Raw genomic sequence first — 14907 nt, 5'->3', positions numbered from 1 at the left:
GGGCCAGGGGCGGACTGGGCCGCGTCGCCCGGAACGGCAGGCGCCGCTTCCGGCGCGCCGCTGTCGAGACTGCGCACCAGCCCTTCACCCCAATCCTGCAGCCGGGCCAGAAGGCGCAGGCGCTCGGGATCGTCGGCATGGTCGCTGCGCAGTGTCGCGATGCGCTCGAAATACTGCGTGAACCCGACTTCGGACAGGCCGCTGCCGTCGCTGAAGCGCGCGCGTCGATAGGCGTCCCAGCGCATGCGTTCGCCGGCGTCCAGCGTCTGCGGCCAGTTGCGCGCGCGATAGCGGAACAGCAGTTCATGCATGCGCGGGTCCCGGAAGCCGAACGTGCGCGCGCCGAGCTGCGCCGGCGGGGTGGTGCGCACGTCCGCGAACAGGCGCTTGTCGCCGTCGGGGATGAAGCCGTCGTACAGCCCGGCATCGGCATCGCCGGGCGCGAACGACGGGCCGTCGGCGTAGACCTGCCGCAGCTTCTCGGCCAGCGCGGGGCCGGCGGCCCGCAGCCGCCCGGCGCGCTGCAGGGCGCTGGCCGGATCGATCGAAAGCCGGGCGAAGTCCTCGTCGCGCAGGTGGTCCCAGCGCACCAGGGCCGGGCAGCGGTTGAGGTGCACTTCCTTCAGCGCAACGCGGGTCTCGCCCTCGCGCAGCTGGTCGGCACGCAGGTACAGGCGCGCGGCGATGGCCTCGGCGTCCAGGTCGAGCAGGGCGTCGGGTTCGCTGTCGAGGTCGAACACGATCACGCGGGTGTCGTAGCGGGGGTGACGCGCCAGCGGCAGCACGGGCGCCGCGCACAGGCGGCTGGCGGGATAGCGCTGCGAGACGTGCAGCAGCGGTGTCATCGCCACCGTGTCCACCAGACCGGCCGCGAAGCGCTTGTCGCGCAGCTGCAGGGCGTATTGCCACAGGCGCGGTTGGGCATCCCGGAAGCGTCGCGCCAGGCCGATCAGCGCACGCACGTCCGACAGCGCCTCGTGTGCGTCGCCGGTCCGCACGCCGTTGGCCGCGGCCAGGTGCTCGAGCTTGAACGAGGTGCCCTTGCCGTCGTCGCGCTGCGGCCAGACGATGCCGTCCGGGCGCAATGCGTGCGCCAGGCGCATCACGTCGAGCAGGTCCCAGCGGCAGTTGCCGCCGCGCCACTCGCGTTCGTAGGCATCGAAGAAATTGCGGTACAGGCCGAAGCGCACGAACTCGTCGTCGAAGCGCAGCGAGTTGTACCCCAGGGTGCAGGTCTGCGGCCGCGCCATCTCGTCGAAGATGCGCGAAAAGGCTTCCGCTTCCGGCACACCGTTGTCCAGCGCATGCTGCGGCGACAGGCCGGTGACCATCGAGGCGTCGGGCGAGGGCAGCAGGTCGTCCGCGGGGCGGACCAGGAAGTCGATCGGCTCGTCGATCTGCTGCAGCGATTCGTCGGTGCGGATCGCCGCGAACTGCGCGATGCGGGTCCGCCGCGGGTCGGCGCCGAAGGTCTCGAGGTCGTAGAACAGGAAGCTGGCCGGCATGGCCCCATTGTAGGCCGGGTAGCGCGAGCGGGCCGGGATCCCGCCGTGCGGCCCGGCGCTATTCCGACAGCGGCGGCAGCCGTGCCAGCACGTCCGCGTCGAGCGCGGTCCAGTCCACCGCGTCGAGCGAAGCCAGGCCCGCGGTGGCGCGCGCCAGGATCCCGCGCTGGAGCTCGCTGCGTGCCAGCGCCAGGGAGTAGGGAATGCGCATGAAGCTGACCATCGCGTAGTGCGGGACGAAGCGGCCCGGATGGCGCTCCTGCAGCAGCAGTTCGAGCGCGCGCTGCAGGCGGTAGTCGCGGTCGTCCACGCGGTCGCGCATCTCGATGTAGTTCTCCAGCGCCATGTGCTGGATCGCCGCGGCGTCGGGCATGCGCTGGGCGGCGAACGCCGCGTATGCGGCGGCGAAGTCGCCGCCGGGCAGCAGCCGGTCGGCCAGCGCCACGCAGTCCTCGAACGCGCAGTTCATGCCCTGGCCGTGGAACGGCACCATCGCGTGCGCCGCGTCGCCGAGCAGCACCGCGCGTCCGTCCAGGTGCCACTGGTCGAGGTACAGCGTGCCGAGCAAGCCGGTCGGGTTGCGCTCGAAATCCTCCTCCAGCATCGGGATCAGCGGCACGGCATCGGCGAACTGCGCCTCGAACAGCTCGCGAGCCGCCGCGCCATCGGCCACGGTGGCGAAGCTCGGGTGCGGTCCTTCGTGCGGCATGAACAGGGTGACGGTGAAGGTGCGTTCGTCGTTGGGCAGGGCGATGCACATGTAGTACCCGCGCGGCCAGATGTGCAGCGCATTGGGTTCGATCCGGAACGCGCCCCCGGGCCCGGGCGGGATCTCGAGTTCCTTGTAGCCGTGGTCGAGCCATTCGGTGCGCTCGCCCAGGTCGCGCACCCGCATCATCTGCGCGCGCAGGGTGGAGCCGGCCCCGTCGGCTCCCACCAGGGTGTCGAACCCGCGGCGCTCGTCGTGGCCGTCGCCCAGCACGCGCATCGTGCCGGCGGCGAAATCCACGTCCTCCAGGCGGCGGTCGAAATGCAGGGTCGCGCCGGCGGCCTCGGCCGCCTCGATCAGCACGATGTTGAGCTCGCCGCGGCTGATCGACCAGATCACCTCGCTGTCGTCGCGCCCGTAGCGCTGCAACTCCGGGGTGCCGCCCAGCGGATGCACCATGCGTCCGCGCATCATCACCGCCTGGCGCATCACGCCGAGGTCGGCGCCGGCCTGGCGCAGCGCGTGCAGCCCGCGCTCGGCCAGCGCCAGGTTGATCGAGCGCCCGCCGGCGTAGCCGTGCAGGCGCGGATCGCCGCGCCGCTCGAACACCTCGACCGTCCAGCCCCGCTGCGCCAGCAACGTCGCCAGCAGCGTCCCCGCCAGCCCGGCGCCGATGATGGTGATCCTGCGGCTCTCGCTCATGCCACGACGCTCCGCCATTGCTCCACCGCGCGCGCGAAGCGCAGGACGTCGGCGTGGGTGTTGTAGAGCGGGGTGGGGGAGATGCGGATCACGTCGGGTTCGCGCCAGTCGCCGACGATGCCCTGCGTGCCGAGGAATTCGAACAGCGCGCGTCCACGGTCGCGGCCGCCGGCCACGCGCAGCGAGAGCTGGCAGCCGCGACGGGCCGGGTCGCGCGGCGTGACGATATCCAGCACGTCGCGCAGGCGCGCGTCGATCAGGGCTTCGAGATAGGCGGTCAGGCGCACGGATTTCTCGCGCAGCGCAGCCATGCCGGCGCCGGCGAACAGGTCCAGCGACGCGCGCAGCGGCGCGAGCGCAAGGATCGGCGGGTTGCTCAGCTGCCAGCCCTCAGCGCCGGGCGTGGGCACGAACTCCGGCCCCATGCGGAAGCGCGTGGCGGCCTCGTGCCCCCACCAGCCGGCGAACCGCGGTCGGTCGGTCTGCGCATGGCGCGCGTGCACGAAACAGCCGGCGACCGCGCCGGGACCCGAGTTCATGTATTTGTAGTGGCACCACACCGCGAAATCGGCGCCGCTGTCGTGCAGCTGCAGCGGCAGGTTGCCGACCGCGTGCGCGAGGTCGAAGCCGGCGATCGCGCCGACCTCATGGGTGATGCGCGCGATCTCCGCCAGGTCGAACGCCTGTCCGGTGCGGTACTGCACGCCCGGCCACAGCACCAGGGCCAGGCGCTTGCCGTGTTCGCGGATCGCGCGTTCGATCGCTTCCATCGAGAACAGGCCGCCGGGCAGATCCGGCGCGAGTTCGATCAGCGTGTGCGCCGGCGGCAGGCCGCGGTAGCGCAGCTGCGATTCCACTGCGTAGCGATCCGACGGAAAGCTCCCGGCCTCCACCAGGATCGCGGTGCGCTCGATCGTGGGCCGGTAGAAGCTCACCATCATCAGGTGCAGGTTGGCGGTGAGCGAGTTCATTGCCACCACTTCCGAAGGCTCGGCGCCCACCACCTGCGCCAGCGGCTCCCGTACCAGTTCGTGGTAGGGCATCCACTGTGCCTGCCCGGTGAAGTGCCCCTCGACTGCCTCGCTGGCCCACTTGTCCAGCACCTGCTCGACGTGCGCGCGCGCACCGCGCGGCTGCAGGCCCAGCGAATTGCCGCAGAAATAGGCCTGCTCGCCGTCGCCGTGGCGGGGCAGGAGGAACTGTCCGCGGTACACGCGCAGCGGATCGGCGGCATCGAGCCCTGCGGCGTGCGCCTCGGTGAACAGGTCGCTCACGCGAACCTCGACAATGGCAGGTCCAGCCATTCCAGCGCGGTCCCGTGGTAGAGCCGCGCGCGCGACGCCTGGTCGAGTTCGATCGCCTCGATGCCCGCGCCGGGTTCCTGTTCGCCCAGCGGGAAGGGATAGTCGGTGCCGAGCATCACCCGCTCCGTGCCGCAGGTGTCGAGCAGGTAGCGCAGTGCGCGCGGATCGGCCACCCAGGAGTCGAAGTACAGTCGCTTGAGGTAGTCGCGCGGATTGTGGGGATTGTCGGTGGCGACGAGGTCGGGCCGCATGTTGAAGCCGTGTTCGATGCGCCCGATGGTGTAGGGGAAGCTGCCGCCGCCGTGCGCCATGCAGATCTTCAGGTTCGGCAGGCGTTCGAGCACGCCGCCGAACACCAGGCAGCATGCCGCGCGCGACTGCTCGGCCGGCATGCCCACCAGCCAGGGCAGCCAGTATTTCGGCATGGAGTCGGCGCCCATCATGTCCCAGGGGTGGACCAGGATCGCGGCGCCGAGATCGGCGGCGGCCTCGAAGAACGGGAACAGTTCCGGCGCGTCGAGGTTCCAGTGGGTACCATCGGGCCCGGTGACGTGCGAACCGATCTGCACGCCCTGCAGGTCGAGCTGGTCCATGCAGCGCTCCAGCTCCTGTACCGCCAGCCGCGGCGACTGCAGCGGCACCGTGCCGATGCCCGCGTAGTGGCGCGGGAACTCGCGGCAGGTGGCGGCCATGTGGTCGTTGAGCGCCTGGTGCAGCTCCAGCGCGTGCGCCGGCTTGGCCCAGTAGCTGAACATCACCGGCACGGTGCTGATCACCTGCACCTGCACCCCGAACCGCGCGTAGTCGTCGATCCGCTCGCGCGCGTCCCAGGTCTTGGACCAGATCTCGCGGAAGAAGCGCCCGTCCTTGTAGATCCGGTGGCGGCCGTCATCGGTATGGTGGATCACTGGAAACCGCGCCTCGCCGTACCGGCGTGCGAGATCGGGCCAGTCGCGCGGCAGGTAGTGGGCGTGGATGTCAATCTTCAGCATGCGCGGCGGCGTCAGGTGATGTCGGCCTGCGAGTCGGCCTGCAGCTCGTAGCGCGACGGACGCGGGTTGAGGTGGCCGCAAACCTTGCAGGTGCGCAGTGCGTCGTCGCGGTAGAAGCGCTCGAACACGCGGAAGAAGTCCTGCTCGATGTCTTCGAGGTGGAAATACTCCTCGTAGACCTTGGCGTTGCAGCGTTCGCAGAACCACAGCAGGCCGTCGTCCTCGTGCGCCAGGCGGCGGCGCTCGATCACCAGCCCGACCGAGCCTTCGGCCCGCTGCGGCGAGTGCGCGACGCGCGGCGGCAGCAGGAAGGTCTCGCCGGCGCGGATCGGGATGTCGCGCACCCGGCCCTCCTCCTGGATCCGCAGCGTCATCTCGCCCTCGAGCTGGTAGAACCACTCCGGGCCTTCCTCCCAGTGGTAGTCGGTGCGCGCGTTGGGGCCGCCGACGATCATCACGATGAACTCGCCGTCGTACAGGCACTTGTTGCCCACCGGCGGCTTGAGCAGGTGGCGATGGTCCTCGATCCACTGCTGGAAGTTGAGCGGCGCGGCGATCATGGCGTGTTCCTCATGGCGGCGATGCACTTGAGCTCGATCGCGATCGGCGTCGGCAGCGCGTCGATGCCGAGCGTGGTGCGGCAGGGCGCGGAGGCGGGGTCGGGGAAGTGCTCGCCCCACACCGCGTTGTAGGCGGCGAAATCGCCGGCCATGTCGGTCAGGTAGACGGTCACGTCGAGCAGGTCCTCCCAGCGGGCGCCGCTGGCCTCGAGCACCGCGCGCACGTTGGCGAACACTGCACGGGCCTGGGCCGCGATGTCGTGCGCGAGCACGCGGCCGGCATCGTCCAGGACGTTGCCCGGCACCATGCTCGTGGCAGGATCGCGCGGGCCGATGCCCGACAGGAACAGCAGGTCGCCGTGGCGGCGCGCATGCGGATAGCGGCCGACGGGCGGCGGCGCCGAAGCGGCATGGATGCCGGCCGTGCCGGTCACCGGTCCTCCCGGTCGACCCGGATCCGCGCCACGGCCGGCGCGTACTGGTCGATCAGCGCCTGCTCGCTGTCGATATCCAGGCCCAGGTCGTGCACCCGGCCGTCGCGCAGGGTGTAGACCCAGCCGTAGACATGCACGTTCTGCCCGCGCGACCAGGCGTCGCGCACGATCGTGGTCTCGCACACGTTCGCCACCTGTTCGAGCACGTTGAGCTCGCACAGGCGGTCGTGGCGCAGCCCTTCGTGGGCGATGTCGGCCAGCACCGCCTCGTGCTTGTTGGCCACGTCCTTGACGTGCCGGATCCAGTTGTCGGCCAGGCCCACGCGCATGCCCTTGAGCGCGGCCAGGACGCCGCCGCAGCCGTAGTGGCCGACCACCAGGATGTGCTCGACCTTGAGCACGTCGACCGCGAACTGGATCACCGACAGGCAGTTGAGGTCGGTGTGCACCACCACGTTGGCGATGTTGCGGTGGACGAACACCTCGCCCGGCGCCATGTCGACGATCTGGTTGGCCGGCACCCGCGAGTCCGAACAGCCGATCCACAGGAACTTGGGGGTCTGGATCTCCGACAGCCGGCTGAAGAACGCCGGGTCTTCGGCCTCGATCCTGGCGGCCCAGGCTTCGTTCTTTTCCAGCAGTTCCTGCAGTCGGCTCATCGCGGTGTCCGTGGAAAGGTCGCGGCCATTATCGCAAAGCGATAGCCACGTTCTTCGGCTCTGTGAAAAAGCGCATCGCTTCCAGTCCGCCTTCGCGCCCCAGCCCGGACCGGCCGCTGCCGCCGAAGGGCGTGCGCAGGTCGCGCAGCATCCAGCTGTTGATCCACACGATGCCCACCCGCAGCGCGGCGGCCAGCCGGTGGGCGCGGTCGAGGTCGCGGGTCCAGACCGAGGCCGACAGGCCGTAGTCCACGGCATTGGCCAGGCGCAGCGCGTCGGGCTCGTCGTCGAACGCCTGCAGGGTGGCGACCGGGCCGAAGATCTCCTCGCGGTTGCTGGCGCAGTCGGGACCCAGGCCGTCGATCACCGTGGGCGCGACGAACCAGCCGGGTCGCTCAAGCGCCTCGCCGCCGCACAGCACGCGTCCGCCCTCGTCGCGGGCGCGGGCCAGGGCGGCGAGCACCTTGTCGAAGTGCGCCTGCGACACCAGCGGTCCGAACTGGGTGTCCGGATCGACCGGATCCCCGATGCGCAGCGCACGCACGCGGTCCACGAATGCCTCGGTAAAGGCGGTCAGGATCGACCGCTCGACCAGGATCCGCGAGCCGCACAGGCAGATCTGGCCGCTGTTCTGGAACGCCGAGCGCACCAGGGTGTCGAGGTGGTCGTGCCAGTCGCTGTCGGCGAACACCAGCGTCGCGTTCTTGCCGCCCAGTTCCAGCGAGACCTTCTTGAGCTGCGGCGCCGCCATCGAGGCGATGCGCGTGCCGACCGCCGTGCTGCCGGTGAACGAGACTGCGCGCACCTGCGGGTGCGCCACCAGCGATTCGCCCGCCTCCGGGCCACGGCCATGGACCACGTTCAACGCGCCCGCGGGGAAGCCAACCTCCTGTGCCAGTTCGGCCAGCATGGTGGCCGTCATCGGCGTGACCTCGGACGGCTTGGCCACCACCGTGTTGCCTGCCGCGAGCGCCGGCGCGATCTTCCAGGTTAGCAGGTACAGCGGCAGGTTCCACGGCGAGATGGTGCCCACCACGCCCAGCGGCACACGCAGGGTGTAGTTCAGTCCCGCCTGGCCGTGGTGGGACTCGCTGGCGAACTGGGTGGCGGCGTGGGCGAAGAAGCGCAGGTTGGCGATCGCGCGCGGGATCTCGATCTCGCGCGCCAGCCGGATCGGTTTGCCCGCATCGCGCGACTCGGCCTCGGCGAACAGGTCGGCCTTCGCCTCCAGCGCATCGGCCAGGCGCTCGAGCCAGCCGGCGCGCACGTCGTTGGCAAGCGTCGACCAGGACGGGAACGCCGTGTGGGCCGCGGCGACCGCAGCCTCGACATCCGTTGCATCGCCCGCTGCAGCCTGGGCCAGCGGCCGTCCGCTGGCCGGGTCGGCCACCTCCAGCCAGCGGCCACCGGCCGCGTCGTGGAACGCGCCGTCGATGAAATGCCGGCAGTGCTTCATGCGCCCAGCTTAACGCCGACGGCGTGCGCGATGCGTCAGTCGGCCTGGCAGGCGGGGCAGGTGTACAGGCGGCGCCCGGCCAGGGTCTCGCGCACGATCGGCGCCCCGCAGCGCGGGCAGGGCAGGCCCTCGCGGTCGAACACCTGGAAGCGGAAGCCGTCGGAGGTGTCGGTGAGGTAGTCGCCGCGCATGCCACTCGCCGGCTCGATGCCGCGGGTGCGGTAGCTGCGCCGCGGCACGTCCAGCAGCGCCCGGGCCAGGCGCCTGCGCTGCGCGGCGTCGAGGTCGGCCGGGCGCAGGCGGGGCGAGAGCCGTGCCTCGAACAGCACTTCGGCGCGCAGGTAGTTGCCCATGCCGGCAAGGAAGGCCTGGTCGAGCAGCAGGCCGTCGAGCCGGCGCGTGGCGAAGCGCGGATCGCGCAGGCGGTCGGCCACCTGTGCGGCATCGAGGGCCGGATCGAGGACGTCGGGCCCGAGCCTGGACAGGAACGGGTGGCAGGCGAGGTCGGCATCGCGCCACATCGACACGTCGGAGGCGGAGTACAGCAGGATCGACCGATCCGCCGTGTCCAGCGCGACGCGCAGGGAACGGGTCGTCTCCGGACGTTCACCGGCGGCGGCGACCTGCCACACCCCGTAGAGCTGGTTGTGGCTGTACAGCGTCCAGCCGTGGTCGAAACGGGTCAGCAGCGCCTTGCCGTGCGGCGCGATCGCAAGAATGCGGCGCCCCCGCAACCCGCGCTCGAAGCGCTTGAGCGCAGGAAAGGCGAACCAGGCCGAAACCAGCGGTCGGCCGACGACCGCCTCGGCCAGACGGTCGGCGGCGCGACGGATCTCGGGGCCTTCGGGCATCGCGGCTCAGATCGACTGCATGCGCCCGCCGTCGACCGCCAGCGAGACCCCGTTGACGTAGGCCGCGGCCGGCGAGCACAGGAAGGCGATCACGCCGCCGGGTTCTTCGGGACGGGCGAAGCGGCCGACCGGCACGCTGGCGAGCATGGCGGCGATGACCTGTTCGCGCGATTTGCCCGTAGCGGCGGTGCGGTCGCGGAGGATCTGTTCGATACGTGCGGTGTCGGTGTAGCCGGGCAGCACGTTGTTGACGGTGATGCCGTGCGGGCCGAGTTCGCGCGAGAGCGTCTTGGCCCAGCTCGCGACCGCGCCGCGGACGGTATTGGACACGCCGAGCCCGGCGATCGGCTCGTACACCGAGGTCGAGACCACGTTGACGATCCGGCCCCAGCCCGCGGCGCGCATACCCGGCACGACGGCCTTCACCAGCGCGTGACCGGCGAGCAGGTGCTGGGCGAAGGCCTCGACGAAAGCCGCCTCGTCGGCCGCCAGTGCAGGCCCGCCCGGTGGGCCGCCCGTGTTGTTGACCAGGATGTGCACCGGTGCCTGCGCGACGCGCGTGGCGACGGCCTCGCGCAGGGCTTCGCGCTGCGAGAGATCGGCCTCCAGCGCGTGGTGGCGTTGCGCACCGCGGCGGGGCAGCGCCTCGACCACGGACTGCAGCGCCTGCGCACTGCGCGCGAGCACGGTGACGTCGGCGCCGAGCCCGGCGAGTTCGTGCGCCGCCGCGCGGCCGATGCCTTGGGACGCGCCGCAGACGAGGGCGTGGCGGCCGGTGAGGTCGAGGTCCATCGGGGTCTCCTGGTCAGTCCAGGCGGTCGCGCATCAGGGTCGCGACCGCGCGCGCGTCCGGCGCATCGCTGCGGGACAGGGCATCGGCCACGGATACGCGATTGGCGACCGGGTGGTTCTGGTTGAGCTTGAACTTCAGTTCGATGCGCCCGGGCTCGAAGCGGAAGCCGACGATGCCGCGCAGCTGCCGGCGATGGTCGTCGCGGTCCGGCTCGAAACGCCACGTCTGGCCTACGCCCGCCTCGAACCGGTCGCTCAGGCGCGACACCAGGTCGGCCAGCGCGTCCTCATCCGAGAACGGCTGCAGCGTGCCCGACAGATGGGCCACGGCATAGTTCCAGGTCGGCACGCGCGCGGCCGCCTCCTTGTCCGGATACCAGCCCGGCGACACGTAGGCATGCGGGCCGCGCACGATCATCAGCGCTGGCCCTGCGTGCTGCGCCTGCGGGTTCGGCTTCGCCCAGTGGCCTTCGACCAGCACGCGATCGCCCTCGCGCCGGTACAGCACGGGCAGGTGGCTGGCGAACGGCGCGCCGTCGGCGCCGATGGTGACCAGGGTGACGAAGGGATCGGCCGCGACCAGCGCGTCGAGGTGCACCAGTTCGGTCTCGGCGAAGGCGCGCGGGGTGTACATGCCGCGATCGGATCAGGCGCGCGCGCCGAGCGACTGCACCATGCGGGCGCGCAGCACGTCGTCGTTGCCGCCCTCCGGCGGCGCCAGTTCGGCCAGCGAGAAGCCACGCGCCAGGGCATCGTCCTCGTCCATGCCGTCGAACGCCACGAAGTCGGCATCCATCAGCATCGCGCGCGCGGTGTCCTCGCTGTCGTACACCAGGGTGGCGCCGTCGCTGTCGAACACCTCCGCGGTACCGGCCTCCCGCATGCGCAGCCGCGCCCAGACGATGGTGCGGCCGAGCGAGGCCAGCCACCATTCCTCGCGCAGGTGCCCGGTGGATTCCGTGTTCATCGCAGCGCCACCGACCACAGCCACAGCAGCGTCGACATGCCCAGCGCGCCGACGATCACCCAGGCCGAGACCATCGCCGGCGTCGCCAGCCCGGTGAACTGCGCATCGGGCACCGCGCGGTAGCGGCCGCCCAGCAGCCAGCCCAGCGCGCCGGGGCTCAGGAACGCGCCCTCGCCGAGCGAGGCGCGCACCTGCGGGTGGCGGTCGCGCAGGTGCACCAGCGCCAGCGGCCAGAAGATGACGAACGCGGTCAGCCCGCCGATGGCGATCCCGACGAAACACAGGGCGAGGAACAGGACCATCAGTATTCCGCGGTCCCCGGCGCGCGCGGGTAGGGAATCGCGTCGCGGATGTTCGACAGGCCGCACACGTACACGACCAGCCGCTCGAAGCCGAGGCCGAAGCCGGCGTGCGGCACGGTGCCGTAGCGGCGGAAGTCGCGGTACCAGGCGTAGTGTTCGCGGTCCAGGCCGAACTGGTCCATGCGCGCATCCAGCACGTCCAGGCGCTCCTCGCGCTGGCTGCCGCCGATGATCTCGCCGATGCCCGGCGCCAGCACGTCCATCGCCGCGACGGTCCTGCCGTCGTCGTTCAGGCGCATGTAGAACGCCTTGATGTGCTCGGGATAGTTGGTCACCACCACCGGCCGCCCGACGTGCTGCTCGGTCAGCCAGCGCTCGTGCTCGGTCTGCAGGTCCAGGCCCCATTCGACCGGGAAGTCGAACGTCTGGCCGGACTTCTGCAGCAGGGCCACGGCGTCGGAGTACTCGATGCGTTCGAACGGTGCATTGATGAAACTCTCCAGGCGCGTGATCGCGTCCTTCTGCACGCGTTCGGCGATGAAGGCCATGTCGTCGGCGCGCTCGTCCAGTACCGCGCGGAACAGGTACTTGAGGAACTCCTCGGCGATGCGCGCATCCTCGGCCAGATCGGCGAAGGCGATCTCCGGCTCGATCATCCAGAACTCGGCCAGGTGGCGGGTGGTGTTGGAGTTCTCTGCACGGAACGTCGGTCCGAAGGTGTAGACCCTGCTCATCGCCAGCGCGAACGCCTCGACGTTGAGTTGCCCCGACACCGAGAGGAACACTTCCTTGCCGAAGAAGTCGCGCGAGAAATCCACTTCGCCGCGTTCGCCGCGCGGCAGGTTGGCCAGGTCCAGCGTGGACACGCGGAACATCTGGCCGGCGCCCTCGGCGTCGGAGGTGGTGATGACCGGCGTATTGATCCAGTAGTAGCCGTTCTCGTGGAAATAACGGTGCGCGGCCTGGGCCAGGCAGTGGCGGATCCGGGTGACGGCCCCGAACAGGTTGGTGCGCGGGCGCAGGTGGGCGACCTCGCGCAGGAATTCCAGCGAATGCGCCTTGGGCTGGATCGGGTAGGTTTCCGGGTCCTCGACCCAGCCCACCACCTCGATCGACTCGGCCTGGATCTCGAAGCTCTGGCCCTGGCCCTGCGAGGGCACCAGGGTGCCGCGGGCGATGACGGCGCAGCCGGCGGTCAGTCGCTTCACTTCCGCGTCGTAGTTGGCCAGCGTCGAGGGTGCCACCACCTGGATCGGGGCGAAGCACGAGCCGTCGCTGACGTTGACGAAGCTCAGCCCGGCCTTGGAGTCGCGCCGGGTGCGCACCCAGCCGCGGACCGTGACTTCGCCGCCGGCGGGAATCCTGCCCGCGAGCGCGTGTTCGACGCTGGAAACCGTCATGCCTTGAATCCTGGGAGAGGGGCCCGATGTTGGAACGCACAGTCTAGCGCGGCCCCGCGCGTCCTCATGCCGGTTTCAGCGGCCCCACGGTAGAATCCCCGACATGGCCATCCAGCTCACGCCCGCCGCCTTCGACCGCGTCCGACAGTTCCTGGCGGCCGAGCCCGACGCGCTCGGCCTGCGGTTCGGGGTCCAGCGCACCGGATGTTCGGGTTGGGGCTATGCGGTCGATCTGGCCCGCGACGCCCGCGACGGCGACCGGATCACCGAACTGGACGGTGTGCGAATCTACGTCGACGCCACCAGCCTGTCGATGGTCGACGGCACCACCATCGACTTCGTCCGCCGCGGGTTGAACCACGAATTCGTGTTCGCCAATCCCAACGCCGCGGCCGAATGCGGCTGCGGCGAGAGCTTCACCACCGACGCCGACAAGGCCGCCTGAGCCGTCGCGGCGGCCTGTCGCTGGGCCGCCCCGCGTCCAATCCTCGTGCCCCGGTCGTGCCCCGGGTCCAGCTTGCCCGCAAGTCATTGATCCGCCATAATGCGCGGCTCCCTGCGGCGTGCCTGCGGGGAGCCCTTGCTCCACCGCGTCCGTGCCGGGCGTCGGGGGGCTGTCCAGGGCCGCCCGCGAGGGCGCCCGATACCCGAAAGGAAATCCCATGCGTCACTATGAAGTCGTGTTCCTGGTCCATCCGGACCAGAGCGAGCAGGTGCCGGCGATGATCGAGCGCTACAAGGCGCTGATCGAAGGCGGCGAAGGCAAGATCCACCGGCTCGAGGACTGGGGCCGCCGCCAGTTGGCCTATCCGATCAACAACCTGGTCAAGGCCCACTACGTGCTGTTCAACATCGAAGTCGGCCAGGACGTGCTCAACGAGCTGGTCGAGGGCTTCCGCTTCAACGACGCCGTGCTGCGCCACCTGGTGATGCGCCGCGACGAGGCCGACACCGAACAGTCCCTGATCATGAAGAACAAGGACGAGAAGAGCGACAAGCCCGAGCGCGGCGAACGCCGCCGCCGTGACGACGAGGAATCCCCGTCGCCGTCCACCGACAACGACGGCGACAAGGCCGACACCGCCGAAGCCGCCTGAGGAGCACGCACATGTCCAAGTTCTTCCGCCGCCGCAAGTTCTGCAAGTTCACCGCCGAGGGTGTCAAGGAGATCGACTACAAGGATCTCAACACCCTGCGCCAGAACCTCACCGAGAACGGCAAGATCGTGCCCAGCCGCATCACCGGCACGAAGTCGCGCTACCAGCGCCAGCTCGCGCTCGCGGTCAAGCGCGCGCGCTTCCTCGCGCTGATCCCGTACACCGACAACCACAACGTCTGAGCGGTCGCCTCCCGAGCGAGGCGCCGTCGTACGGGACGCTGCCTGCCTGACCTTGGTCGGGCAGGGGCCCGTTCCGATCCACCATCCGTCCGATTCGGACAGCAACCGTTGCGGCGCCCGGCGTCGCTAACGAATACGGAGATCTCCCATGGAACTGATCCTGCTCCAGCGCGTGACCAACCTCGGCAACCTTGGCGACAAGGTGAGCGTGAAGCCGGGCTACGGCCGCAACTTCCTCGTGCCCCAGGGCAAGGCCGTGCCGGCCACCGCCGCCAACCTCGCCGAGTTCGAGGCCAAGCGCGCCGACTACGAGGCCAAGGCCCAAGCCACCGCCGACGAGGCGCAGTCGCGCCTGGCGAAGCTGGAAGGCGCGAGCGTGACCATCTACGCCAACGCCTCCACCGAGGGCAAGCTGTACGGTTCGGTCGGCCCGCGCGACATCGCCGAGGCCCTGACCAAGGCCGGCACGCCGGTCAACAAGTCCGAAGTGGTGATGGGCGAAGGCCCGCTGCGCAACACCGGCGAGTTCGAGATCACCATCCACCTGCATGCCGACGCCGAGGCGACGGTCAAGGTGGTGGTGGAGCCCGAAGCGGCCTGATCTCCGCTTCAGAGCTGTACGCGAAGGCGCCTCCGGGCGCCTTTCGTATTTCTGGTCCGGTACAAGCAAGGCGCGGGTTCCGGAACGACGCCGCATTCCGCCAGCCTCGAGTCGCTCCACCCTCGGTCAGGGCTTCCTGCCCTGACTCGGGCGCGCGCCATCCATGGCGCGCTTGTCCGCGACCCGCGGCTGGCGGAACGCGGCCGCGGCGATGTTGGGTGTGCCGCTTCGACAAAAGCAGGCGACTGATGCGAGGGAGAATCGATGAGCGAGCATCGGCGCTCGGCCTCTAGGCGCCCGCAACATCTGGGTCGCGTCCGGATTCATCGAGGTG

The 14907-nt window shown here is 70.2% G+C and carries 17 protein-coding genes and 1 pseudogene; 4 read left to right on the top strand and 14 right to left on the bottom strand.

Annotated features, from left to right (window positions below; all coding sequences use genetic code 11):
- Nucleotides 1-65: 65 nt before the first annotated feature.
- The 14 genes and pseudogenes from sbcB to asnS all read right to left on the bottom strand — a co-directional run.
- Nucleotides 66-1505, bottom strand: a pseudogene (gene sbcB, locus QFW81_RS07550) (exodeoxyribonuclease I); the annotation flags it as partial.
- 58 nt (nucleotides 1506-1563) lie between these two features.
- The gene (locus QFW81_RS07545) at nucleotides 1564-2916 is read right to left on the bottom strand and encodes an FAD-dependent oxidoreductase (protein ID WP_280578077.1); all 1353 of its coding nucleotides are present in this window, start codon (nucleotides 2914-2916) and stop codon (nucleotides 1564-1566) included.
- The gene (gene kynU, locus QFW81_RS07540) at nucleotides 2913-4190 is read right to left on the bottom strand and encodes a kynureninase (protein ID WP_280578076.1); all 1278 of its coding nucleotides are present in this window, start codon (nucleotides 4188-4190) and stop codon (nucleotides 2913-2915) included. The genes QFW81_RS07545 and kynU overlap by 4 nt, the downstream gene beginning before the upstream one ends.
- Nucleotides 4187-5212: an amidohydrolase family protein gene (locus tag QFW81_RS07535; RefSeq protein ID WP_280578075.1), complete on the bottom strand. Its 1026-nt coding sequence runs from the start codon at nucleotides 5210-5212 to the stop codon at nucleotides 4187-4189. Before QFW81_RS07535 ends, kynU begins: the two co-directional genes overlap by 4 nt.
- Before the next feature lie 11 nt (nucleotides 5213-5223).
- On the bottom strand, nucleotides 5224-5772 hold the full coding sequence (locus tag QFW81_RS07530) for a 3-hydroxyanthranilate 3,4-dioxygenase (RefSeq protein ID WP_280578074.1): 549 nt from the start codon (nucleotides 5770-5772) through the stop codon (nucleotides 5224-5226).
- Nucleotides 5769-6206, bottom strand: a complete 438-nt coding sequence (locus QFW81_RS07525; RefSeq protein WP_280578073.1) for a RidA family protein — start codon at nucleotides 6204-6206, stop codon at nucleotides 5769-5771. Before QFW81_RS07525 ends, QFW81_RS07530 begins: the two co-directional genes overlap by 4 nt.
- Complete coding sequence (gene can, locus QFW81_RS07520; protein ID WP_280578071.1) at nucleotides 6203-6865, bottom strand: carbonate dehydratase; 663 nt, start codon at nucleotides 6863-6865, stop codon at nucleotides 6203-6205. The genes QFW81_RS07525 and can overlap by 4 nt, the downstream gene beginning before the upstream one ends.
- 28 nt (nucleotides 6866-6893) lie before the next feature.
- Nucleotides 6894-8321, bottom strand: coding sequence for an aldehyde dehydrogenase (locus QFW81_RS07515; protein ID WP_280578070.1), 1428 nt, complete (start codon nucleotides 8319-8321; stop codon nucleotides 6894-6896).
- Between the two features lie 35 nt (nucleotides 8322-8356).
- Nucleotides 8357-9172 (bottom strand): endonuclease VIII, encoded by an 816-nt coding sequence (gene nei / locus QFW81_RS07510; RefSeq protein WP_280578069.1) that lies wholly within the window; start codon nucleotides 9170-9172, stop codon nucleotides 8357-8359.
- 6 nt (nucleotides 9173-9178) lie between these two features.
- Entirely contained in the window at nucleotides 9179-9964 is a 786-nt protein-coding gene (locus QFW81_RS07505) for an SDR family oxidoreductase (RefSeq protein ID WP_280578068.1), read from the bottom strand.
- Between the two features lie 13 nt (nucleotides 9965-9977).
- Nucleotides 9978-10598: an FMN-binding negative transcriptional regulator gene (locus QFW81_RS07500; RefSeq protein ID WP_280578067.1), complete on the bottom strand. Its 621-nt coding sequence runs from the start codon at nucleotides 10596-10598 to the stop codon at nucleotides 9978-9980.
- 12 nt (nucleotides 10599-10610) lie between these two features.
- Nucleotides 10611-10931: a hypothetical protein gene (locus QFW81_RS07495; RefSeq protein ID WP_280578066.1), complete on the bottom strand. Its 321-nt coding sequence runs from the start codon at nucleotides 10929-10931 to the stop codon at nucleotides 10611-10613.
- Nucleotides 10928-11233 (bottom strand): hypothetical protein, encoded by a 306-nt coding sequence (locus QFW81_RS07490; RefSeq protein ID WP_280578065.1) that lies wholly within the window; start codon nucleotides 11231-11233, stop codon nucleotides 10928-10930. Before QFW81_RS07490 ends, QFW81_RS07495 begins: the two co-directional genes overlap by 4 nt.
- On the bottom strand, nucleotides 11233-12633 hold the full coding sequence (asnS, locus tag QFW81_RS07485; protein ID WP_280578064.1) for an asparagine--tRNA ligase: 1401 nt from the start codon (nucleotides 12631-12633) through the stop codon (nucleotides 11233-11235). Before asnS ends, QFW81_RS07490 begins: the two co-directional genes overlap by 1 nt.
- A gap of 103 nt (nucleotides 12634-12736) precedes the next feature.
- Here asnS and QFW81_RS07480 point away from each other — a divergent pair, with 103 nt between their 5' ends.
- The 4 genes from QFW81_RS07480 to rplI all read left to right on the top strand — a co-directional run bounded on the left by QFW81_RS07480 (nucleotide 12737) and on the right by rplI (nucleotide 14573).
- Nucleotides 12737-13078, top strand: a complete 342-nt coding sequence (locus QFW81_RS07480) for a HesB/IscA family protein (protein ID WP_280578063.1) — start codon at nucleotides 12737-12739, stop codon at nucleotides 13076-13078.
- 217 nt (nucleotides 13079-13295) lie between these two features.
- On the top strand, nucleotides 13296-13730 hold the full coding sequence (gene rpsF, locus QFW81_RS07475) for a 30S ribosomal protein S6 (protein WP_280578062.1): 435 nt from the start codon (nucleotides 13296-13298) through the stop codon (nucleotides 13728-13730).
- An 11-nt stretch (nucleotides 13731-13741) separates the two neighbouring features.
- On the top strand, nucleotides 13742-13972 hold the full coding sequence (rpsR, locus tag QFW81_RS07470) for a 30S ribosomal protein S18 (RefSeq protein WP_146385085.1): 231 nt from the start codon (nucleotides 13742-13744) through the stop codon (nucleotides 13970-13972).
- 148 nt (nucleotides 13973-14120) lie between these two features.
- Nucleotides 14121-14573: a 50S ribosomal protein L9 gene (rplI, locus tag QFW81_RS07465; RefSeq protein ID WP_280578061.1), complete on the top strand. Its 453-nt coding sequence runs from the start codon at nucleotides 14121-14123 to the stop codon at nucleotides 14571-14573.
- Nucleotides 14574-14907: the final 334 nt, after the last annotated feature.

Source organism: Luteimonas kalidii (assembly GCF_029887935.1).
GTDB lineage: Bacteria > Pseudomonadota > Gammaproteobacteria > Xanthomonadales > Xanthomonadaceae > Luteimonas > Luteimonas kalidii.
Note: the sequence above shows the minus strand (reverse complement) of the source record. Positions and strands in the feature narration are given on the sequence as shown.

Bases quoted from the DNA above. Each gene is read 5' to 3' on its own strand.
- QFW81_RS07490 (WP_280578065.1), bottom strand. From the start codon at position 11,233: ATGGTCCTGTTCCTCGCCCTGTGTTTCGTCGGGATCGCCATCGGCGGG.
- QFW81_RS07535 (WP_280578075.1), bottom strand. From the start codon at position 5,212: ATGCTGAAGATTGACATCCACGCCCACTACCTGCCGCGCGACTGGCCC.
- rpsF (WP_280578062.1), top strand. From the start codon at position 13,296: ATGCGTCACTATGAAGTCGTGTTCCTGGTCCATCCGGACCAGAGCGAG.
- QFW81_RS07495 (WP_280578066.1), bottom strand. From the start codon at position 10,931: ATGAACACGGAATCCACCGGGCACCTGCGCGAGGAATGGTGGCTGGCC.
- can (WP_280578071.1), bottom strand. From the start codon at position 6,865: ATGAGCCGACTGCAGGAACTGCTGGAAAAGAACGAAGCCTGGGCCGCC.
- asnS (WP_280578064.1), bottom strand. From the start codon at position 12,633: ATGACGGTTTCCAGCGTCGAACACGCGCTCGCGGGCAGGATTCCCGCC.
- QFW81_RS07505 (WP_280578068.1), bottom strand. From the start codon at position 9,964: ATGGACCTCGACCTCACCGGCCGCCACGCCCTCGTCTGCGGCGCGTCC.
- QFW81_RS07480 (WP_280578063.1), top strand. From the start codon at position 12,737: ATGGCCATCCAGCTCACGCCCGCCGCCTTCGACCGCGTCCGACAGTTC.
- nei (WP_280578069.1), bottom strand. From the start codon at position 9,172: ATGCCCGAAGGCCCCGAGATCCGTCGCGCCGCCGACCGTCTGGCCGAG.
- rpsR (WP_146385085.1), top strand. From the start codon at position 13,742: ATGTCCAAGTTCTTCCGCCGCCGCAAGTTCTGCAAGTTCACCGCCGAG.
- QFW81_RS07500 (WP_280578067.1), bottom strand. From the start codon at position 10,598: ATGTACACCCCGCGCGCCTTCGCCGAGACCGAACTGGTGCACCTCGAC.
- QFW81_RS07545 (WP_280578077.1), bottom strand. From the start codon at position 2,916: ATGAGCGAGAGCCGCAGGATCACCATCATCGGCGCCGGGCTGGCGGGG.
- rplI (WP_280578061.1), top strand. From the start codon at position 14,121: ATGGAACTGATCCTGCTCCAGCGCGTGACCAACCTCGGCAACCTTGGC.
- QFW81_RS07530 (WP_280578074.1), bottom strand. From the start codon at position 5,772: ATGATCGCCGCGCCGCTCAACTTCCAGCAGTGGATCGAGGACCATCGC.
- QFW81_RS07515 (WP_280578070.1), bottom strand. From the start codon at position 8,321: ATGAAGCACTGCCGGCATTTCATCGACGGCGCGTTCCACGACGCGGCC.